20 protein-coding genes are annotated in these 21,971 nt (G+C 46.2%); 10 read left to right on the forward strand and 10 right to left on the reverse strand.

What is annotated here, in order from left to right; genetic code table 11:
- The first annotated feature begins 21 nt into the window (after window positions 1-21).
- A complete protein-coding gene (locus BGX14_RS15635) occupies window positions 22-324 on the forward strand; it encodes a hypothetical protein (protein WP_095880107.1) in 303 nt (100 codons plus the stop codon).
- Here the strand turns inward: BGX14_RS15635 and BGX14_RS13050 are convergent.
- On the reverse strand, window positions 308-1,624 hold the full coding sequence (locus tag BGX14_RS13050) for an ISL3 family transposase (protein ID WP_158223281.1): 1,317 nt from the start codon (window positions 1,622-1,624) through the stop codon (window positions 308-310). The genes BGX14_RS15635 and BGX14_RS13050 overlap by 17 nt on opposite strands.
- Window positions 1,625-1,835: 211 nt before the next feature.
- Here BGX14_RS13050 and BGX14_RS13055 point away from each other — a divergent pair, with 211 nt between their 5' ends.
- From BGX14_RS13055 to BGX14_RS13100, 9 genes are all read left to right on the forward strand, one after another.
- Window positions 1,836-3,812: an ATP-binding protein gene (locus BGX14_RS13055; RefSeq protein WP_158223328.1), complete on the forward strand. Its 1,977-nt coding sequence runs from the start codon at window positions 1,836-1,838 to the stop codon at window positions 3,810-3,812.
- 59 nt (window positions 3,813-3,871) lie between these two features.
- Window positions 3,872-5,230: a DUF262 domain-containing protein gene (locus BGX14_RS13060; protein ID WP_095880109.1), complete on the forward strand. Its 1,359-nt coding sequence runs from the start codon at window positions 3,872-3,874 to the stop codon at window positions 5,228-5,230.
- Window positions 5,227-7,305, forward strand: coding sequence for a DUF262 domain-containing protein (locus BGX14_RS13065; protein ID WP_095880110.1), 2,079 nt, complete (start codon window positions 5,227-5,229; stop codon window positions 7,303-7,305). Before BGX14_RS13060 ends, BGX14_RS13065 begins: the two co-directional genes overlap by 4 nt.
- A gap of 111 nt (window positions 7,306-7,416) precedes the next feature.
- Window positions 7,417-7,599 (forward strand): DUF285 domain-containing protein, encoded by a 183-nt coding sequence (locus BGX14_RS13070; protein WP_233126552.1) that lies wholly within the window; start codon window positions 7,417-7,419, stop codon window positions 7,597-7,599.
- 22 nt (window positions 7,600-7,621) lie between these two features.
- Window positions 7,622-7,840 carry a DUF3791 domain-containing protein gene (locus BGX14_RS13075; RefSeq protein WP_073302427.1) on the forward strand — a complete coding sequence of 73 codons (219 nt, stop codon included), beginning with the start codon at window positions 7,622-7,624 and terminating at the stop codon, window positions 7,838-7,840.
- Window positions 7,837-8,403: a DUF3990 domain-containing protein gene (locus tag BGX14_RS13080; RefSeq protein WP_095880111.1), complete on the forward strand. Its 567-nt coding sequence runs from the start codon at window positions 7,837-7,839 to the stop codon at window positions 8,401-8,403. The genes BGX14_RS13075 and BGX14_RS13080 overlap by 4 nt, the downstream gene beginning before the upstream one ends.
- Window positions 8,404-8,406: 3 nt before the next feature.
- Window positions 8,407-8,616, forward strand: a complete 210-nt coding sequence (locus tag BGX14_RS13085; RefSeq protein ID WP_073302431.1) for a hypothetical protein — start codon at window positions 8,407-8,409, stop codon at window positions 8,614-8,616.
- Window positions 8,617-9,323: 707 nt separating this feature from the next.
- Window positions 9,324-10,043: a 1-acyl-sn-glycerol-3-phosphate acyltransferase gene (locus tag BGX14_RS13095; RefSeq protein ID WP_073302594.1), complete on the forward strand. Its 720-nt coding sequence runs from the start codon at window positions 9,324-9,326 to the stop codon at window positions 10,041-10,043.
- Window positions 10,040-10,885 carry a patatin family protein gene (locus tag BGX14_RS13100; protein ID WP_095880114.1) on the forward strand — a complete coding sequence of 282 codons (846 nt, stop codon included), beginning with the start codon at window positions 10,040-10,042 and terminating at the stop codon, window positions 10,883-10,885. The genes BGX14_RS13095 and BGX14_RS13100 overlap by 4 nt, the downstream gene beginning before the upstream one ends.
- 79 nt (window positions 10,886-10,964) lie before the next feature.
- Here the strand turns inward: BGX14_RS13100 and BGX14_RS13105 are convergent, their stop codons facing one another.
- The 9 genes from BGX14_RS13105 to BGX14_RS13145 form a co-directional block, all read right to left on the reverse strand.
- On the reverse strand, window positions 10,965-12,449 hold the full coding sequence (locus tag BGX14_RS13105; protein WP_095880115.1) for a DUF1846 domain-containing protein: 1,485 nt from the start codon (window positions 12,447-12,449) through the stop codon (window positions 10,965-10,967).
- A 351-nt stretch (window positions 12,450-12,800) separates the two neighbouring features.
- Window positions 12,801-13,778 carry a cation transporter gene (locus BGX14_RS13110; RefSeq protein WP_095880116.1) on the reverse strand — a complete coding sequence of 326 codons (978 nt, stop codon included), beginning with the start codon at window positions 13,776-13,778 and terminating at the stop codon, window positions 12,801-12,803.
- A gap of 51 nt (window positions 13,779-13,829) precedes the next feature.
- Window positions 13,830-15,053: a hypothetical protein gene (locus tag BGX14_RS13115; RefSeq protein WP_095880117.1), complete on the reverse strand. Its 1,224-nt coding sequence runs from the start codon at window positions 15,051-15,053 to the stop codon at window positions 13,830-13,832.
- Window positions 15,054-15,992 carry a hypothetical protein gene (locus BGX14_RS13120; protein WP_095880118.1) on the reverse strand — a complete coding sequence of 313 codons (939 nt, stop codon included), beginning with the start codon at window positions 15,990-15,992 and terminating at the stop codon, window positions 15,054-15,056.
- A 19-nt stretch (window positions 15,993-16,011) separates the two neighbouring features.
- A complete protein-coding gene (locus tag BGX14_RS13125) occupies window positions 16,012-16,575 on the reverse strand; it encodes a hypothetical protein (RefSeq protein WP_095880119.1) in 564 nt (187 codons plus the stop codon).
- A gap of 20 nt (window positions 16,576-16,595) precedes the next feature.
- On the reverse strand, window positions 16,596-17,246 hold the full coding sequence (locus BGX14_RS13130; RefSeq protein ID WP_095880120.1) for a hypothetical protein: 651 nt from the start codon (window positions 17,244-17,246) through the stop codon (window positions 16,596-16,598).
- A 41-nt stretch (window positions 17,247-17,287) separates the two neighbouring features.
- Window positions 17,288-18,946, reverse strand: coding sequence for a hypothetical protein (locus tag BGX14_RS13135; RefSeq protein WP_095880121.1), 1,659 nt, complete (start codon window positions 18,944-18,946; stop codon window positions 17,288-17,290).
- 1 nt (window position 18,947) lies between these two features.
- Complete coding sequence (locus tag BGX14_RS13140) at window positions 18,948-20,066, reverse strand: hypothetical protein (protein WP_158223329.1); 1,119 nt, start codon at window positions 20,064-20,066, stop codon at window positions 18,948-18,950.
- A gap of 350 nt (window positions 20,067-20,416) precedes the next feature.
- A complete protein-coding gene (locus BGX14_RS13145; protein ID WP_095880123.1) occupies window positions 20,417-21,931 on the reverse strand; it encodes a glycosyltransferase in 1,515 nt (504 codons plus the stop codon).
- Window positions 21,932-21,971: the final 40 nt, after the last annotated feature.

The following is a 21,971-nucleotide window of genomic DNA, read 5'->3' on the forward strand; positions in this document are numbered from 1 at the left end:
TTTCGTTAAAAAGAGGCAAGCATGAACCCGATTTCCATGAAGGATTATTTTTCAAGAATTCTCGAACGTCTTGGCGACGGCGCTAAAGCGGAAAGTCGTTCTGTCAAGCCGTCTTTTGCGGATTTGAAAATGATGGAATACTGGGTGCGCTTGCTCCGGGTTTATCCGAATGGACGTTGCGGACATTTTTTCAATTCTTTTTTTGATAAAAAGCAAAGCTTCCTTTTTATAAAGCTCCTAGCCGATAGATTTTTAGATTTGCCCGAACTGAAAAAAATAGAGGCATCATCAACATGTGTGGTAGCATTTAGGCAGCCTTGCTAGATGATTCTCTCGATTCCGATTCCCATTCGTAGGCTATCTTTACATCGACATAGGAACAGCTCAACATTATCAGCGACAGCATGTTGTTCATGTTCCTGAAGCCATAGGCAGTCCGTATCAGTAGCTTTATCTTGTTGTTCGTCGCCTCGATCCTTGCGTTTGACACGCCCAGCCTGATTGTGTTGAGGATTCCGTCGTAGTTACGCTTGATCTTTGCGTACAGATCCTTTACTGAGCCGATGCGTGAGTGGCTTGCACGCCACAGCCACCTGTCCAGATTTTCCCTGGCATCGTCATAGCCCATCTTCAGGATGATGCGCAGTTCCTCCTTGAGCTGGTATGCCCTGTAGAGACGCGGATAGCGGCTTGCTATGAGTTCTATTTTTCTCTGCTGGCTTTCGTTAAGGTTCTCTGGAGCCTTGCCCAGAGCGTACCTGGAGTTCTTTATCCCCTCCGCGGTGCGGTCCTTCGGGACGCTATCCTTCGTGGGCCTGCCTCGGCCCCGTTTCTGATTGCGGTTTTCCTTGCGGGCCTCCTTCCAGGCTTCCACACGGACCTTGTCCAGGGCTTCTGTCGCCCACTGTACGACATGGAAGCTGTCCACGCACCGTTCGGCATTGGGCAGGAACTCCTCGATGCTTGACCTTATCCACTTGGCTCCGTCACAAGTCACAAGCTCCACGCCCTTGCGCTGCTCTTCGCTGAGTTCCCTCATGAAGATGTCCAGCACCTCCTTCCCGTAGCCCTCGTGTACCCAGATCACGCAGCGCCTGTCGTGATCCACTACCACCGTTATGTACTTGTGCCCTTTCTTGTAGCTGGTCTCGTCGATGCCTATGCGCCTGAAGATGCAGCCTGCCTTGATAGGCCTTGTGTCCAGGCGTTCCCATACGCGGTCGGCGATTTCTCCCACGGTATTCCAGGCGATGCGTAGCTGCTTTGCGACAGCCTTTTTCGACATGCTGCATACGGCCCATGCGACTTGCTGCTCGAAGGCGTCGGTAAAGCCTGACCTGTGGCTTGCCCACGGCACCTTCACGGTTTTTACGCCGCACTTCCTGCACTTCACCCTGTAGGTGTCCATCTTGATGAAGCCCATTTTCGTGCCGAGATCGAGCGTCCGCCACACCCTCTGTTCCCGGCCGTTGTCGTAGAGTTTCCCTTTTCGCCCGCAACAGCCGCACCTGCTGGCGTTGCCCTTGGTGAGTCTTACCGTGATGGTGACCGTGGTGTCGGTTTGCTCCTGCTTGACGACTGAACAGCCGTTGACATTGAAGATGGATTTGTATAATTTTGACATGGGCTTTTTCTTCTGTTTTTTTTGGCGATTAAATTTTAGAAAATAGCCCATTTTTTGTTTAATTTAGGCGAAAGTCAACAAAAAAGGGTGGCGAAGCCACCCACACATGTTGATGAAGAGCCAAAAAATACAAGTTTTTGGAGTCGCTTCAAAAGTTTATTCTCTTTCTGAAGGGATTCGATTGTGCGTAGATAGCGGGGACACTTCTTGGGTGAAACCCATTATGACGGCTTTTTGTATCCAGCAGGTTTCGTCGGAAATCGCATCGGCGATGGTCGTCTTGGTGGAAGATTTTACTCGCGAGAGCATTCGCCGAGGATGCCCTGCCGATGATATTTCGATGCGGAACGCCTGGGAACTGAAACACACATTTGGACTTTCCGATGAAGCTTTGGAGCTTGTTCTTTATTTGTGGCTGAAAGACGAGAAAAAGATGGCTTTTTCGCTTTTCAAAGAGCGAGATGAAGCAGCGGATTGTTCCTTTGATGAATACAGCCGCGGCACATTCCTGCGAATAAGGGAAGCGACAGGTTTTGGCGTAGAAACCCTTCGCGGACTTTGCGATGGGGACAGCCCTCTGCGAAAATTTCGGATTATCGATACGGATGAAAAAAGCCCTCTCGGTATTTTGGGCGCAAAAAATAAGGGGACGGAACTTCATTTAGTCAAGGATATTTCGGACTTTTTATACGGTTACGCGGGAAATAAAAAAATTCTGGATTATAAGGAAGCGGAATTGCCAACCGTTTCGTTTGAACAAATCGCTTTGCAAAATTCCTCGGCCCGCTTTGTGCTTCAATTTTTGCAAGATCGTCAAAAAGCAAAAGTAAAAACCCCCTTTCACGTTCTGTTTTACGGTCGGGAAGGAACTGGTAAAACGGAACTCGCCAAAGCGATTGCGGTAAAGCTGGGCGAGAGGCTTCTGAATGTTGGTATGGGCGATGAAAATAACGACAACGAAACCCGGCTCCAGAATCGCGTACGTTCCCTGCTCATGGCGGATTATGAATGCCAAAAATCCGGCGGCATCATTTTGATGGACGAAGCGGACCTGGTGTTGAATCGCTTGGAAAAGGGATTTTTGAACACTCTCTTTGAAAGCATCAAAACCCCGGTGATATGGATTGCCAATTCTTTGGATTGCGTGAGCAACAGCACACGCCGGCGATTTAATTATGCGATTGAATTTGGCGATTTCGGAAGGGAACAGCGCAAGTCCGTTTGGAAATCCGTTTTGAAAACGCAAGACGCCGAGGATTTGCTTTCGGAAAATCAGCTTCGAAATCTTGCCGAAGAAATTCCCATCATGGCGGGCACTATGACTTTGGCGGTGCAGCAGGCGAAACTCTTCGGGAAAAACGCATTTGAAATTGTGCAAGAAGTGACCAGGTCTCATGCCAAACTTTTAAACATTCCCTGTTCCGCGAAAATTTCCGAGTCGGACGAAGGGGATTACGATGCGGCATTTCTCCGATTCGAGGAGGATGGTTTGGATTTGCCGACGCTGGAAGCCATACTGCAAAATTTCAACGGAAAATGGATTCCCGATGGAAACGAAAATTTGAATCTTCTTTTATACGGACCGCCGGGAACGGGCAAGACAGCTTTTGTCAAGAATCTGGCAAAGCGGATGGGCCGCAAATTGGTGATGAAACACTCCAGTGATTTACTGCACAAGTATGTGGGAGATACGGAAAAGGCCATTCGGGAATCCTTCTCCGAAGCGGAAAAAGTAAACGCGATTCTGTTCCTGGATGAAGCGGATAGTTTACTAGAAAGCCGCGAAAACGCCGACCGTCATTGGGAAGTAACGAAAGTGAATGAATTTATTTGTCAAATGGACGGATTCCGCGGATTGTTTATCGCCGCCACCAATTATATGTCAGCTTTGGATTTTGCTGTGCGCAGACGTTTTCACCTGAAAATGGGATTTGCCTACATGAAATCTTCTCAAATGGAAAAGGCATGGAAAAAAATTTTCGCACAAGTGCTTCCGCAAGGATCATTAAAAAATTGCCCCGTCGAAATTCTTCAACTGTCAAACGTTTCCATCAGCGATTTTTCTTCGGTAAAGTACAAGCTGCGCTATATGCCCGCCGAACGGATTTGCCGGGGTTTAGTCGTCGAAATGCTCCGGGAAGAAATTACGGGCAAGGACAATCATCACGGACGCAAAATGGGATTATAATAAAAAAACGAAAATTTCGCTTGTGAATAATATATTACGTTTATCGCATAAGGTACAACATGAGTAACAATTTAGAGTCAAAAATCATTCCCGTAATTTCCGTAAAGGAGCTGCTGAAAAAACAGCAACTTCGGATTCCGGAGTACCAACGTCCCTACAAGTGGACAGAAAGAAATGTCCACCAACTGATCGATGATATCCGGGACAACTTGGACAAATCCGCCTATCGGATCGGCACCCTAGTCGTCCACAACAATAGTGAAAATAATTCTCTGGACATTGTGGACGGTCAGCAGCGCACCATCACGCTGTTTCTAATGGCCTATTTCATCTGCGGAGGCATGAAAAAAAATGAATCCTTGCGCGATCGGGTTTTGACCGGTGAGGAAAAAACGGCGGACTATTTACCGGCATCGAAGCTTGAGTTTACAAATCCTATTTCCAAGGATCGCATTTCCCAAAATGCCGCGGCAATCCGGAGTCGAAATTCAGACATATTGAACGAGAAATTTCTTAAATTCTTTTTTGAAAAATGTGAGCTGGTTTGGGTTCAAATCAACAATATCTCCGAAGTGTTCCAGTTTTTCGATTCCCAAAACGCCCGCGGAAAGGACCTGGAACCTCACGACTTGCTGAAAGCTTACCACTTGCGCGAAATGAACAATTCCTCGACGGAAGAACGCCTGCAAGCGGTAACAAAATGGGAAGAGATGGATTCCGCAACACTCTCGAAACTTTTTTCTCAATATCTCTATCGAATCCGGAACTGGGGAAAGGGGCACTCCGCACGTTACTTTACCAAAAATGATGTAGGCGTTTTTAAGGGGATAAGCCCTAGCTCGGCAGGTGAATTTCCCGGCATGAAAATGCTCCAGATTGCAGATTGTTATATCGATTGCCATTCGCGGATTCTGCGGCAACATCTCGATTTTCCTTTCCAAATCGACCAAGTGATAATCAACGGCAAGCGATTTTTTGAATACGTGGCATTCTATTCTGGAATGGTTTCGCAGTTGGAAGAAGGGAAAGGAAAATTTCTTAACTACGAAATTAGTCTGGCAAACCAACATCAGGAAACCTGTCGCTGGCGAGCTGGCGATACCCTTGTGCGCAATCTGTTTTTCTGCGCATTGCTCTATTTCGTCGATAAGTTCGGGGAGAAATATCTGGATCAGGCGGCGACAAGAATTTTTGTCTGGGCTTACACGTTGCGGCTGAAATTATCCAGAATCGGCATTGTTTCGACGGACAAATACGCCCTGGCTTGGGGGTATACTGTCCCGATGTTCAAAATCATTCGGGATGCCGCCACACCGCAAGAAGTCCTGAACACGAAACTGGAACGGTTTGTGGAAAACAACGCAAACAAGGTGGACGACATCTATCATCAAATCAAAAAATTCTGGGGTGAAAAATGACCGAAGCAATTCAAAAAAACATTAAGGAACTCTTTTCCGAATCGGGCGTCCGTTACGAGATTCCCGTGTACCAACGGGATTACGCCTGGACAGAATCGCAAATTTGCCAATTGATTCAAGACATTGCGGATTACGCCAAGGAAACACCTACCGGTAATTATTATATCGGAACCCTTGTCGTCCATCCACGCACCCAAGGAAATCAAGTTGTCTATGAAACCATCGATGGGCAACAGCGCTTGACCACTTTGGTTTTATTGTTGATGCATCTTCAGAAAATGTTGAAACTGCTCCCGAAAAACGAGCAGGAGAACGTAAACCTAGACTGGTTCAAAGGCGATATGCTTTCCTTTGCGTGCCGCCCGAAATCTACGGAAGCATTAAAAAGACTTGGGAACGAGAAAGCGAACATAGAAAATGCGGAACTGAACACGAGCATCTTGCAGGGATATCAAGTCATTGAACGCTCGCTTCCCAAAATTCTCGCAGAAAAGGAACTCAACGAGAAAATTTTTGTGAAGTATCTGGGAAAACACGTTTGTATTTTACGGGTTCCCGTTCCCAACGATACCGACTTGAATCATTATTTTGAAATCATGAACAGCCGCGGTGAACAACTGGAAATGCACGAGATTTTAAAAGCCCGCTGTCTGGAATGTCTGAAAGACGAAAAAGAACGGGTTGCTTTTCACAAGATCTGGGAAGCCGCCTCCGACATGAATCATTACATGCAATACGGATTTACCGCCGTTGAACGCGACACCATTTTTGGAAACGGCCAGGATGAACTCAAGTGGAATGTTCTGGAATCCAAGGAACGCATTTATGAAGCATTGAAAGGTGAAAGCGAAAATTCCGATACAAAGCCTTTGGAAGAACTCGCAAAACCAGAAAATCTAAGCAAGGATATGGGAAAACAGTCCCAGGAAAATGAAGATGATGGAAATGCTCCATTTCATTCCATCATCAACTTTTCGAACTTTTTGCTGCATGTACTGCGGATTTACGCTAAAAGAAACAATGTCAAAGAGGATATTCCCTTGGACGACAAGCGTCTGCTGGAAACCTTTGGCAAATTCATAAATCCGAGCAACGAAAAAGCAAATCCAGAAGTCACGAACTCTTTGACAGACAAAGAAGCAAAGCGCAAATTCGTGAAACAGTTCGGCTACGATCTTCTGAAACTGAAATTCCTTTTCGACAAATACATCATCAAGAGGGAATTCGACAACGGAAAAGAGCAGTGGAGTCTAAAGCGCATCCGCTGTTACAATAAATCTAATTCCTATATCGGCACATTCGGCAAGGAAGAGAGTTTCGAAACCGGAGCGGACTTGAACCGCGAAGTTTTGATGCTGCTTTCGATGTTCCACGTATCGGCACCGACACTTGCGTATAAGCACTGGCTGAACGGAGCTTTGATGTGGCTCTCTGAACAGCCGGGAAATATATCGGGCGAAGTTTACAAAACGTATCTGGAAAAAATGGCACGCTCGTTTTTCCGCGATCGATTCTTGTCGACGACGCCCATCGATTACAACGAAATAATTTATACGCATAATTGTGAAACGCAATATGCGGGCGAGTTTAATGAAAGCGCATTGAACAGGGGAACGGGGGTGGAGAACTTCGTATTCAACTACCTCGATTATCTGCTGTGGAAAGATTACAAAGGTTTAAAAGAAGCTTTCTGTGTTTTGGACGGTGAAGGAAAAGAAGTAAAAATTGAGGAAAAAGATATTGCAACCAAAATTTCGGGCTTTGAATTCACTTTCCGGAGTTCCGTCGAACACTTTTATCCGCAACATCCCATTAATGGGAAAGAACTCGCCAAGGAAGCTTGCGACAACTTCGGCAATCTTTGCTTGATCAGCAGCGAAAAGAACTCGCGACTGAGCAATTATATGCCAAGCGCCAAGAAAGAGCATTACAAAAACGCGTCGAGAATAGACAGCATCAAGCAGTGCGTCATGATGCAATACACCAACTGGACCGCTGATGAAATCGAGCATCATTACCGGAAAATGGTGGAAATATTCAACAACAATCTCAAGGAGAAATCTCATGACAACTGAAAAAGTAGTTCCCCAAAACAGAATTGAGCTTGAAGACATCATCCAAAAAACGCTTCAAGAAAAGGCAATAATGCCGACTTGAATTTTATCGACGTGTCGCATATTACGGACATGAATAATTTATTCTACAAATCCCGATTTAATGGGGATGTTTCGCAGTGGGATGTTTTCTATGTAACGAATATGAGAGGAATGTTTAGCGAATCTCGATTTGATGGCGACATTTCAAACAGGAATGTCGGCAACGTGACGGATATGCACGATGGCAAGGATAAATGGGAAGAACAACTTTAAGTGTTTTTTATAAATTGTGGACATGAACGAACAGCAGCAGATTCTTTTTATGCAGATTCGGATTCTGAGGATGGCTTCGGAACGTTTCAATCTGTCGCTGAAAGAAACTGCGGGGCTTTTCAAGAAGTTCGATGTTCTCAAGTATATCCGCGCGTGTTTCGGCATTTTTCACGTAGAAGGCGACGAGGCGGTCTTTGAAGATGTGAAGGCTTACCTCAAAGCGAAGGGGGCCGCCGTATGAAACTGCTGGAAGCGGGAATGCTCCTTTACCATGGAAGCTACTGCGCTGTGGAAAAGCCTGATCTAAGTAAATGCGCTCGTTTTAAAGATTTTGGGCGAGGTTTTTATTTGACAAGTTCTAAAGAACAAGCGCAAAGTTTTGCAAAAATTTCGGCATCAAAAGCCAAAGGCCGCGCCTTGATTCCTGCCATGGAGCCATTTGCGTATGTATCTTCTTTTAAGGTAACGGATATATCGGGACTTGAAACTTTTGCTTTTGAAACTGCCAATGTGGATTGGTTGCATGGCATTGTCGCCCATAGGCGAAACGATACCTTTGAAAGCATTCGTAATCAGACGACTTCCTACGATGTTGTTTCGGGGAAAATCGCAAATGATGACACCAACGCTACGATTCTTGCGTACATGGGAAATGTCTGTGGCCCAATGGGTAGCGAACAGGCGGGCAACATTTGCATCAGTCTTTTGCTGCCGGAGAGATTACAAGATCAATTCTGCTTTAGAAGCGAAAAGGCTCTTTCGAGACTTCAATTCATTAAAAGTGAAACAGTTGTTTTGAGGTAATCTATGGTTAGTGACAAGACATTATTTGCCATGGATTTGACCGCATTGATGGCTGTTGAAAAAATCGCAAAGGATTCTCAAAGACCGGAAGAGGATGTTCTTGTGGAATTTATGGAGTCGAATACAGCAAAAATGCTTTATGATGACTCGAATAAGCTTTGGTGGGATGGCCCCGATGCCGCCGCCGAAGAGTTTGAACGGGAAAAATCCTAAAAATTTGCCCCCCCCCCAAAAAAAACATCCAGGAGTTCAAATTTCGGTGATGAACAGATTTGTACAGAAAAAGAATATGGGGGAAAAATGAAATTTTGATGTTTGGCAATATGATTCGAATTTTATTTATATTGATCGGAATGACTCGGCAGTTGTGGCGATACCTGCCTGGACCGAAGTGAGTTGTACAATAGGTAATGAGCAATACAAAAATTTGGATTCCACTAAATTGACTTTGCAGATTTTTTCAGAAAATAAAAGCATAGAATTGAATAAAGGAATTTATGTTTTCAGCGGAGTCTATGAGGTAATGACTATACAGGATGCGAGAAAAAGGGAGCGTTATCACAACGGTTATAAAACAGTCTGTGAAGATGAAAATGATTTTTGTTTTTTTACATTGAGACAGACGCCTGTGTTTTTCTGAAACCAGTTTCTTTCTGAAAAAATTCGCTCTCGGCGAGATTCATAATAGTTTAAAAGTTGCCGCCGCTGTTGCGCTTCATTAAAGTTTCCTAGCTGGATTCCCATATTGATACGGAAGCCGATTTTAAAAGTTTGCATCGCAATGCATGATGTGGGAACAATCGTGATTATCGACGACAGGGAAAAATGCAACAACTCTATTTAGGAACTTGCTTTTGGGGGGTGTTTCGCAAGATAATCGGCAAGAGGCTTTTCGTAAATATTTCTATATTTTCGGGGCGATGTCTAGCGCGAATAAGAAATTCTCGTTTTTTGAACGATTCATGCGTCTTGTAGTCTTGGTGGTCATTTACACCGTGCGCGGCTTCTTTTTTGTCTGGTATCGCCCGAAAGTCCGCTTTACGGATAAGAGTGTTGAATCGACGAATCTCCGGTCTCCGTCGGTGATTATTGCGAACCATACGAGTATGCGGGATCCCATTATGATGCTCGCCGTTTTTTTTCACAAGCGGAGCATTGTCGTCGCCAAGGACCAGGTGGAAGATCCGCATTTCAGCTGGGCTCTGAAGCACACGGACTGCGTGATTCCCTGCGATCGTTTTAATATGGATACGGAATGGGCTTTGCTCGCCCGGCGCGAACTGGAAAAGGGCAATTCGGTCATCATTTTTCCCGAGGGCAAGTGCCGCTACGATGGGCTTTTGAACGAGTTCAAAACGGGATTTGCTTTCTTGGCTCGTTCGACGGGTGCGCCAGTTGTTTCCGTTGGCATTGACGGCATTTACAAGTGGGGGCATCGGACTCAGATTGTCATTGGCGATGCGGAAAAAATTGAAAGGGTCGCTGGCATCCCCTCTTCTAAACATTTGGCGGAACGCGGCGAATACTTTAGGCAGAAAGTCTGGAAATTGAAACAGCTGGCCTTAGGAAAAGAAGCCGCAATCCTTCCCGCGACGGCAGAAACCCCTCAAGAAATTTTGCCGGGAGAGGGGGAAAAATGAAAATAGGCCTTGTTCTGGAAGGCGGTTCTCGCCAGACGATTTTTTCAGCGGGCATTTTGGACGCTATGCTGGACGAGGAAATTGTATTTCCGTATATCTGCGGGGTTTCGGCGGGCGGGCACGCCGCCATGAATTACGTCACGAGGCAAAAGGGGCGCTTGCGCCATATCATCATGCCGACGAAATTGCAGCGAGGCGAGAAGCGGGCGAACCGGATTCTGGACGGCATTCAAAAAGAGTCCCATGCGTTGCATTACGATGCCGCTTATGGAGATATGCCCTTTCATTTTCAGGATTTTTTCGCATCCGATGTGGAATGCGAATTTACCTTGACCAAATGTGAAACGGGGCGTCCTGTCTATTTGAATGAAAAGGAAAGCGAACGTCGCCTTTTGGACATTGTGAATGCGAGCTGCTCCGTGCCTATGCTTTTCCCGATTGCGCAGATAGGCAATTTTCATTATGTGGACGGGACTGTTTCCGATCCGATTCCCTACCGCCGGGCTTTTGAAAAGGGCTGCGACAAGGTGGTGGTGATTTCGACGCACTATCCGGGCGAGTCCGTGACGGATTTCCGCAAGTACAGTGTGATTCTGAATCCGATGTTCAAGCACCGCTACCCGAATCTGTTCCGTACGATGATGGTGCGCTTCCGCCGTTACACGCGTATGTTCGAAACGCTGGAGGCTTTGGAAAAAGAGGGGAAGGTGTTTTTGATGCGCCCCAAAGCCGACCTCTGCGACCTTTTTGAAACGAATTTGGAACGCCTGAACGCCTCGTATGAAATGGGACTGCGATACGCGGAAAGCCGCATGGCGGCGCTGAAGGAATTCCTCCGCTGAAAAATTTCTTCCAATATTTTTGCAAAAAAATCGAGTGCGGTGTGCGCCCGATTTTGAATTTTAAAAGAGGGTGTTCGGCTTATTCGTGATAGAGCTTTGCCGTCTGGTATTTGGGTGTCGTCGTTAAATTGACGTGCAAACGGCGGAAAAGGTCCACATCGACTTGGGCGAGGATGACGCTTGCATGGACTTCGCAGTGTTCGAGTTCCGAAAGTTTTTCGAGGGCGATTTTGGCGTTGTAATCCGTCAGGGCGCAGACCGAAAGCGCAATTAGAACTTCGTCCATGTGCAATCGGGGATTCTGGTGCCGAAGTTGCTGGGTTTTTAGATTTTGAATGGGTTCGATGACCATCGGGGAGAGCAGGCTGACTTTGTCGGGAATGCCGGCCAGATGTTTGAGGGCGTTCAGGAGGGCGCTCGAACAGGCTCCAAGAAGCGAAGTCGTTTTGCCGGTGACAATCGTGCCATCCCGAAGTTCGATGGCGACAGACGGCGCATTCGATTCCTCCGCTTTCTTCTCGGCGACAATGGCGACTTTTCGGTCTTCCGGTCTAACGTGCGCCTGTTCCATCACCAGTTTCAATTTATAGACCTGCTCCTGTTCCGCTTGGCCTTTGCGCACTTGGCAAAGCGCATTGTAATAGCGCCGGATGATTTCCTGATTGGAGGCTTCGCAAACCGCCATGTCGTCGATGATGCAGTTGCCCGCCATATTGACGCCCATATCGGTCGGGGATTTATATGGGGACTTTCCGAGGATATGCTGAAATATCGTGTTCAGCACAGGGAAAATTTCCACATCGCGGTTGTAGTTTACCGTAGTCTTGCCGTAAGCTTCCAAGTGGAAGGGATCTATCATATTTACGTCGTTCAGGTCGGCAGTCGCCGCTTCGTACGCCAGATTGACGGGATGTTTTAAAGGAATGTTCCAGATGGGGAAAGTTTCAAATTTCGCATATCCCGCTTTGATGCCGCGCTTGTTTTCGTGATAGAGCTGGGAAAGGCAGACCGCCATTTTTCCGCTTCCAGGACCCGGAGCCGTCACAACGACGAGTTCGCGGCTCGTTTCCACGAAATCGTTTTTTCCGTAGCCGTTGTCGCTCACAATTAGCGGGATGTTGGACGGATAGCCTTCGATGGAATAATGCCGATAGACTTTCAATCCGAGATTCTCGAGTTTCTTCTGGTAGGCGACGGCGCTTGCCTGATTGTCGAATCGGGTGAGGACGACACTGCTGACATATAGACCGTAGCCGCGGAAAGCGTCAATCAGGCGCAGAACGTCCATGTCGTAAGTGATTCCCAAATCGCCACGCACTTTGTTTTTTTCGATATCGTTTGCATTGATGGCGATAATGATTTCGGCTTTGTCCTTCATCTTGGTGAGCATTCGGATTTTGCTGTCGGGCGCGAAACCCGGGAGCACGCGGGCTGCATGAAAATCGTCAAAGAGTTTTCCGCCAAATTCCAAGTAGAGTTTTCCGCCGAATTGGGCGATGCGCTCTGCGATTTTTTCCGATTGCATTTTCAGATAAGCATCGTTGTCAAAACCGATTTTGTACATATACGACAGTCCCTTTTGAATACTTGGCCAAAGATAATAATTTTGACGATTTGTCTCTTGGTCTTCTTTAAAAATTCATTTTCAAAAAATCGGTTGCATTAGAGTGGCTGGTGATTAGGGGTTAGTTGAGAGTTGGGAGTTGGGACTGGGAACTGGGAACTGGGAACTGAAAACTAATAACTAATAACTAATAACTAATAACTAATAACTAATAACTAATAACTAATTTTAATCGCGAGCATTTGTTGGAAGATGGTATAAAATCCCTTCAAAAGGATAAATCACAAAAGCTTATGGGGCGATCGTTCCGAAAAGATTTATTTGCGAAGGCTTTAGGCCTGCTCTAAAAATTCATTCCAGAAAAAGTTGCAGCACCAGATTGGGGTAGAGCTTTTTCAAACGTTCTTCCAGAACTTTTCGGGTCTCGCGAAAGCGGAAAATGTTCATTTCCGCATCGTTTACCGGCGAAATGGTGACATCGACTTCGTAAGAGGAGCCGATATGAAATAGCAGAACTTTTTTCAGGCGAAAGGAATTGTCGAGGCTGGTTTTGATGACGGCTTCCGTCTTCCGTTTCAGGGATGCGTTTTGCGTGGTCCTTCCGATAAGGGAAAAAAACGAATGGGAAACAAGGCGGATAGGAGCGGGAAGCAATAGCAGGGAAATTAGGATGACGATGATAGAGTCGCCGATATAGTTGAGAAAGGCAAGCTTGGAATCGGACGGAACCGCCGCCATGAGAACGAGGGCGATTCCCGTACCGATGGTGACTAGAGTGTCCATATAGGCGGCGACCGTTTCGGAGCGGAGAATGGGACTTTCTTCGCCGGTTCTTTGAGATTGTTTACGGTAGTAGAGCCAGACCCCGGCACATGCGAAAACCATGCCTATCGTATAGATGAGTAAAGGTTTCAGCTTAAGCGTTTCCGGTTCCGCGCGCCCTCCGCAAAAGAAATGGAAAATGCTTTCGCCGCCCTGAAAAATCGCATAGACCGTAATAGCGATAAGCAAAATGCCTTGCAGCAGGGCGTAAACGTTTTCGATGCTGTAAATGCCGAAGGGGTATTCGTCGCTGGTCACGTCGCGTTCGCGGGTAATGGAAAGCGCGATGATGAAACTCACCGCCGAGATGATGCATAGGCTGCCGTCGAGAGCGAGCGCATAGGAACTTGCGAAATAATAGCCGACCCAGCCGCAGATTCCCATGAGTACGTTTATCCCGATGCCGACTTTCAAAGTTCGCATTTCGATTTGCTTATAGCTTGCCGGTTCCTGTTTCTGAATGACCAGCCGGGAAAAATGCCGTTTTTGTTTGCAGGAAATTGCCATGGGAATAATATATACACGTTCCACAAAAAGCCGATAATGCCGATGTCCGCTTTATTCAAGTTTTTTTATCTTTTTTAAGGCTTTTTCTAGAGCATCCGCTTCACTTTTTCCGGCAGCGGTTAAATTTTTACAGAATGAAAAAATTTCGTTGTTCAGGCAAAGGGAAAAATCATAGGTAATAATATCCACGCCAGCGCTTTTTATGGTTCTTTGGATGCTTTTGCCGTAGGAAAAATGAATTTTCTTTAAAGAACTGTCGTTTTCGAGAGAAATGCCGTGTTTCCTTAAAAAATTTGAAGTTGCCTTGCAAATGCCATCATGATAGGGACAAATCAAAAAGAAGGATTCCTCGTTTTTAGTAGCGACTCCGGATTGGTTCTCTTTCTTTTTGTATTCATACGTTAATCGGATCCCTTGATTTAAACCGGCTTTTTTCAACAATCCTTCGGGCAAATCTAGTAGGCATAAAAGGGAAAGAGTATTTCCTTTTTTAGAAAATTTATTCAATTCAAAATGGGCGACACCGTCTTGTTGTGTTTGCCGGTTCATTAAAATTTTAGACCCTTGTAAAATTTTTATGGGTAATCCGCTTAGGGGACCCAAATCGTCAAATACATTGACATCAAAAGAAAAGAAGCCTTCGCTATATTTTAGAGAACTGCTATCTATCCCTACTTTGACAAAATTCAGTTTTGAAATCAGCTGTTCTTCAAGTTCATGAAGCCGATGATTTAGTTTGATGGAGCTTTTTATCGGTTTTAATTTGGAAAGTACATCCAGCATTTCATTGTATATGAAAACTTTTGGGATGGCGGTCATCAATTCGTCGGAAGATTTTTTGTAGTTCCTGATTTTTAAAGCCTCCATTCCCTTGCTTTCGTGAATTGAAATTTCTTCTTGTAATTCCTGCATCCGCAAAAGCATAGCGCTTTCTACTTCATCCATATTGAGAATCGCCCGCGCTTTAAATTCCGAACCGCTTTTAGGAAGAACTTCCAGCTTAATCCATTTTAAAGTCAATTCGCTTTGGATATTTTGAGTTGCAGAATATTTTTCTTGTGATTGGCTTTTGTTACCCTGAGTAACATCTTCCACAATCATTTGTTCTGAAGTGGAAACATTTGCTATAATCTGTTTTGCAATTCCCGAAATGGCGGTGTTGTTTGCCTCTTCTTGCGAAATAGTGGAAGATCCTACATATTTTACGATGTTGGAGGCAAACGCCAAATTAATAAGGCCGAAAAAAGGAAGAATAAAAACAAAAATAAATTTCATTTATTTCAAGTCCATAAAAATCAATTTTTTAGTGATGTTGGTTTTCTTGACGCCTACTACTGATTTTAACTTTCCACGAATGGCGCTGTAGATTGCTTGGGAATCGGAATATTTGGCTGGATTGGCGTAAACGGTTATATCCACCGTTTTTTCGGTCATCACGTTGAAAATGACTTTTTGAAACAATCCCGGAATATTCATCGTAATTTGCTCGTGAATATCCTCGATGAAATCCTCGTCGAAATCGCCGACAAGATTCATCATGACTTTGTATTGTGTACTCTTTTTTTGCGCTTGGCAATAATCTTGCAACTTCGTGTCGAGCTGGCGTGCAGCATCGGTTGCGGCAATTTGAATATACTTTTGATTTTCTTTAGCGTTCGGAATTATTTGTTCTGAACTAGTGCTACCAATCAATTGACCTGTTGTGGATTCGTAAGCATTCAGTTGAACATTTATTTTTTTTGATGACAAGTTGCCTGTGAATTTCACATAAATATCGGCACCTACATACAGACTTGCCAAATAAGCTAAATCTTCTTCCTTTCCAGAAATCGCATTTTGTGTCAATATGAAATTCTCAAGTTCTTTTTGCTGGTCAAGAAGTTTTAGCTCATAATTCTTTTTTGAAAAAAAAGTGTTAAGACTTTCCATCAATGTCCGAGAATAGGGATTTTTATTGACGATTTCCAACTCGGATAAATTTTTGGCATTTTTAGCAGGCAAAACAAGAATGGAAAAAGGAATTTGAACGTTATCGGAAGATGTACGAGGGGAAGAAAATGTTGGTGTAGACGCTCCGCTTTCTTGTGAACCGGTTTTGCCATTATACGCATCAAAAGTTTTTTCTGCGGCTTGATAGCGGGAATCGAACTTTGAATTTTGCGCAAAGGCTGACGAAACCAGTAATAAAAAAACGGATAAAATCTTTACCAACATTTTCCATCCCTATCGTTTGCTATTTGTTTTTGTCGTATGCTTCGAAACGGTCCTCTGCTTCTGCGTAACCGCGTTCCACCCGGGCGCGGACCTTGTTTGCGACTTCGTCAGAAGCGTTGAGGGCTTTCATCATTTTTTCAAAGACATTGGCGTTAACGACCATCAGGACGGTAACTTTATAGGAGCCGTCTTTGGTCATTTCCGTCAAAGATTTGACGACAGTCGCGCCGCTTATCATTTCACTGGTAACCTGCTCGATTACCTGTTCATTATGCGACGTCTCTTGTTCACCGACTTCTTCATAGAAATCTTTACGAAGTTCCTGGGATTTCAGCTTCATCGTACGAGCCACTGCTGCACGGGCTTGCATATCGGCCTTGTTCAATGCGATTTGCTCCCGACTGGCGATTCCTTCGCCCACTTCGACGATAGCATATTTGTCCTGGGCTAACATTTCGCTCTTTTCCTGCGTGAGGATATTCAGGTTGGTTTGCACGGCAGTTGTTCCGGGAACCGACCCGCTTCCTGCGCAGCCGATAAGCAACGAGGCGAGGAGGGATAAGGGTAAAAGAATCTTTTTCATAAAAGCCTCGATTATGTTGGTTATTCCCTTTTCAAACTGGAAGCTTCTTTTTCGATTTCTTCCTGACTAGGAACGGGAATGCCGTGGGCGTTCGCATAAGCTTTCAATGTGGAAAAATTCGTTTTCAGCAAAGCCAGCTGATCCGGCGCGATATTGGCAATCCAAGAAGCGTTAGTGATAATGTTCGCGATACTTCCTGCCTGCATGGCGTCAGCAGCGGACAGGTTTTGCTGAATATCCTTTGCATCTGTCACAACAGCAGGAACTTCCGTTGCTACGATTCCATCGTAGAAAATGGCAATGCCCAAATGCAAGATGGCCGCGCCGATTTGCGCCTTGCCTTCCGCGCTCAATTCGCCGGCCTGTTCTAGTTCCTTGCTCAAATCGACTTCGTTGAGCATCCCGATGGAGGATTCCAGTTTATCCTTATCGTCGTCTTCGCGAAGGTTTCCTGCTTCCGATTTGATGCGTTCGGCTTCGGTCTTGTTGCCGACTGCCAATAAAGCACTTTCGTAAGCCACAACGCTTTCTCCCAATGCAAGGAAGAATTGCGCGGTGATATTGGTGCTGGTCGCTTCTAGACTTTTGATTTTAGGATTTCCGCCTCCCATAATACCGGCACAACCGGAAAGGATAAGAAAAGCGGAAAACAATGCGATGAGTTTTTTCATAATGACTCCTGATTGGATTGATGTGTGTGAAATTTTGATGCCTATTTTGTGAAAGAGAAAACGATTTTGCCGTTTTCATCGTTGGGACCGTCAAATTCCTCTTCGCTAAAGCCCTTGGCATCTCCGATTGCCCCAATAATGGCTTCGCCAAGATCGCTCTTGTTCCCCTTATAAAGAAGGGTATAGGTCTGCACGCCTTTGGACGGAGAAGTCTGAGAGGAAATGGAAGCGATGGATTTTAGAGCTTTCTCGAAAGGAAGTTTCTGCGAACGGGCTTTGGTCATGTTGCGAATTTCAACGGTGTATTGCCGTCCTTTTTCCGCCCGTTCTTGCCAAGTTTGCAAAGTCTGGCTAGCCAATGTTCTGGCGGCGACAACGGAAGCCTTTTTAATCAGTTGGGCTTTAGCTTTGTCCACATTGGAATTGGAAACGGTAACGGTATTGGAATAGGAGGCGACCACATCCCCGGAGTTCACGTCGATGATTTCCGTCCCGATTTTTCCGGTCACTTCGATTTGGCCGGTTGCTGCAGAACGGCTTTGCCCCAGGAGCATCACTTCGCCACGCGCGACAAAGTTCGCCCCTTCCTTTTCTGCCAAATCACGAACAGCGGAACGGTCATTGATATTGATGCCGGTTTGCAGAGCACTGGGGGCGACGGCGATTTCTCGTGCCCTGTCTGCGGCTTTCAAATCGAAGCCTTTTTCCTTGAACTCTTGCTGGAAGCCGTCGATGATGCTCATATCGGCAAATTTGGCGTATAGATTTTCGTCAATCTTGCCGGTCGTTACCGAGAGGGATGCCTGGGCATTGACTTCACTGGAACCGCTGACTTTGCTTGCGCGGTCGCTTTGCCTGGTCGATCTGCCCTGAGCCGAGTAGGACGCGTTCATTCGGTCATTGGAATCATAGCCGCCGCTTCGATTTTCATTGTAATCGGCGCTTGCTTGTGCGGAATAGTCGGCGTTCGCTCTTTGATGATGCTTTCCCCGATAAGAAACGGAATTTTCGTCGCCATCCACATGGGCGGAACCATCTACAGCTCCGGAGTAGCTGCCGCTTGCGGAAGCGGAATACCGTCCGTTGGCGGATACGGAAGAATTGCGGCTGGAATTGCCCGCTCTGGAACTTTGACTGCGAACAGATGCGTCTACGGAAGCTTCGTCGTTGGCGTAAGTCGAAGCTTCCGCATTTCCGGAATAGGAATTCTTGGAAGAAAGGCTAGCATTGGAAGTAACGGTGGTAAATACGCCTTTCTTTTCCCAGCTGGTCAATACAAATGCGATGGAAGGATTGTCCATTTTGGACTTGAGTTCCCCCACATACTTGCGCAATTCTCCGGAAAGCCTGTCTGTAGATACCACGGCTTCGATGGTTATTTCGTAAAGTCCCTTGGAGGAAAGACCGCGTTTCAGGACTTTGTAATTTACGATGAAGTCATTGGCCTTGGATAAAATATCGTACTTCGCTTGGTTGAGGCTATTCGCATCGGAGAAGTTGACGGAGGAGGATTGGCTTTTTATCCAGGTACCTAAATTCTTTTCGACGGCGTTGCGCAAGGCGTTTTGCAAGGCGTCTTCGTAAGCTTCTTTTGTAGGCTTTTTTTCGGTCGCAAATCCGGTAACGGTTACTTTTTGGTCATTTGCGGCAAAGCAAAAACCTAAAAAGCAAAGAAATAAAAGAAGCGAGACTTTTTTCATATTATTCTCCTTTTTCAGCCAGTTTTTTTACACTGACATGAAGCAAATCCCTAAACACGTCGATTTCACGATGCTCCTGGGATTGGACGGTGAGTTTTTTGCTTGTTGTGAATTCCTCTTCTTTGGCTTTTTGGTTATTAGTCTTGTTCGTTAGCCAAATTTTATAAGCCCAAATTTCTTCAATGGTGTTTTTCTTCACAACGCCGTTGGCGACTCCGCTAAAGCCCAAAGTTACCTTGTAACGCGCAGGAGCCATGACAAATTTTTCCATATCGCCGTCGGCACTGGCCAGAATCATTTCGGTATATCCCATGGAATTTTGCGTCCATTTAAGACCGCTGATGGGAGGGAGAACCGCTTTACCGCTTTCGCTCAGAAAATCGGAATACCATTGGGCGATTTGCGCTTGTGTCGGTTCGTTTTGAAAAAGTTTGGCGGCTTTTTTGGATGTTATTTCCACATTGACCACTTGCCAGGTTTCCTCGCTGTATCCCTTCAGGTTTGACGCTTTCCCTTTGGCTACACCGACCGACGAAATCAATTCCTTGGCTCCATTTTCTTCAAATTCCAGAGTTCCTTTTGCGTCAGCGATGTATGCTTCAAAGTCTCCTTGTTCCGTGTTCAGGGTGACGCTTTGACCGATTTCCAACCCTTTCTTCTTGAAATCCTTTACGCGGCACTCGCCCTCCGAACATTCTGTCGCTATTTCAATTTCGTCGATGCCGAGTTTCCGTACTCTTTTTGCGAAGCGATTCCGAATCAGCTCGTCCGCAATTTTTTTCGTCATCACCGCGCGATCGGGATCTTTTTCGCTGGTCGAAAGGGGCTTTTCGTTGGACATGTAGGAATTTAGCGGCAAGGCTGCCAAAATAGTATTGACTGTGCCGTTGTCCGTCTTTCTGCTTTGATAAAAGAGTACGCTGAATCCCAGATTTTGCGTCGTTTTGGTTACCCCAAGCCGCTTAAAATGCTCTATTTGGAGGTCGTCTCGGGTGACAAGAATCGCCATGGAAAGAGGGTCTGCTGCCAGGTGTTTTGTCTCTTCGGCGTCGGTTTCCAATATCAGGTCGAATGGAAGGGCGTTGGACGCTTGCCATTTGGAAAAAATTTCAAAAAACATGGGTGCAAATAGCTTAATATTGCCAAGGCTTTTGTCTTCACTGACGGAATAAACTCCGGTATAGACAACCAAAGGCTTCGCAAAGGAGATTGCCGCGAAAAGCAGCAAGGGAAGCAAAAATTTCATAAGCATCGATCCTTTTTAAAATGGCTAGTGCTTAATGTAACAAAAAAAAAAGATTTTCAAGAGGTTTCTTTAAATATTTAAAAAAAGGCTTTTGGAATCCTTTTTTGGAATTTGAATGGACTTTCTGGGGCTCGTAATGAGCTGGACGACTCTTTTTGAATGGAATAGAAAGAAAAAGGCGAATGCCTAGGGCATCCGCCGTGGAAATGAAAAGGGGAAGATCGCTACTTCTTGCTCTCTTTATGAATGTTCAGCAAATTCTGGAAATACTGGATGAAGCTGAGGGAGCCGACCGCAAGGAAGCCGACAGCGTAGAGGGCGAGAAACGGCCCGATGATAAATTTTTGCGCGCCGATATAAGCGAGAAGCCCTAGAACGCAATAGATGCCGACGCCGATTTCCAAAAGGGCGAGGAACGGAAATTTCTGCCGGAAATGGGAATGCTTTTTGCCGCCGGTTTTGGGAGTGCGGACAAAAGTGCCTTGCTTGCCGAAGACCGCCGAAAACCAGGCGCGCGTGTTGCTAATCGCAATGCCGACACCCATCGCCATAAGAACGGGAAGGGAGAGCATTCGGGTTTTCCAGCCGGTATAGCCGGAGCAGCGCTGGGCGACAAAATAAAGAGTGGAAGGAGCAATGGCGGCTAGGAAAATAAAGACGAATCCGACGGTGAAAAGCCAGACCGGCAAATGGGCGACAGGTTCAAACCAGGCGAGAAGCGGGTAGGAACACAACGCCGTAAAAAGCATGCAGGGATGAATGGAATAGTGGGTCGTGTGCAGGAACGCTCCGATTTTTTTGCGGAACGGTACTTTCGCTTTGAATACGAGCGGCAAGTCTTTCATCGCCGTCTGGATGGAACCCTTTGCCCAGCGGAACTGCTGCGCCTTGAAGGCGTTGATATCGTCGGGGAGTTCGGCGGGAACGATGACGTCAAAGACGAATTTCATCTTCCAACCGGCGAGCTGGCTCCGGTAAGACAAGTCCATGTCTTCGGTCAGTGTGTCGCCTTCCCAGCCGCCGGCGTCGATAATCGCCTGCTTGCGCCATACGCCCGCCGTGCCGTTGAAGTTCATAAAGAGGTCGCCCCAGCTCCTCGCGGACTGTTCAATCACAAAATGCCCGTCAATGCCAATAGATTGGGCAAGGGTCAGACCCGATTCCGTGCGGTTCAAGTGTCCCCAGCGTCCCTGTACAAGTCCGACGGAGGAGTCCATCACCATATAGGGGACGGTTTTCAAAAGAAAATCCTTGTTCGGCACAAAGTCCGCATCGAAAATGGCGACGTATTCGCCTTTCGCCACTTCCAGGCCTTCTTTCAGGGCGCCCGCCTTGAAGTCTTTCCGGTTGGTGCGGTGGATGAGCTTGATGTCGTAGCCCTTCGCCTGCATTTCGGCGACTTTGCGTTTGGTCACTTCGTAGCAGTCGTCGGTCGAATCATCGAGGACCTGGATCTCGTGCTTATCCTTCGGGTAGTCGATGGCGCAGACGACGTCGATGAGACGTTCCACGCAGTTGGCTTCGTTAAAAACGGGAAGCTGGGTCGTGACCTTCGGGAGTTCATCCATCTTGTGGTCGCGGTAGAAGCGGAGCAGATTCTTGCGATCGGCGAGACGCACCCGGCGAGAATTCTTGAGAAAAAGATAGATGCTCCAGTAGCAGTTGAATCCGTAAACGACAAGTCCGATCCCTGCGATGACGTAGATGACAAAGAGGATATCCAATAAGTATTGAGCCATTTTAAACCTTTTGCATTATCGATGCTTGCGGCCAAATATA

Origin of the sequence: Fibrobacter sp. UWS1 (assembly GCF_002300445.1) — a bacterium.
GTDB lineage: Bacteria > Fibrobacterota > Fibrobacteria > Fibrobacterales > Fibrobacteraceae > Hallerella > Hallerella intestinalis.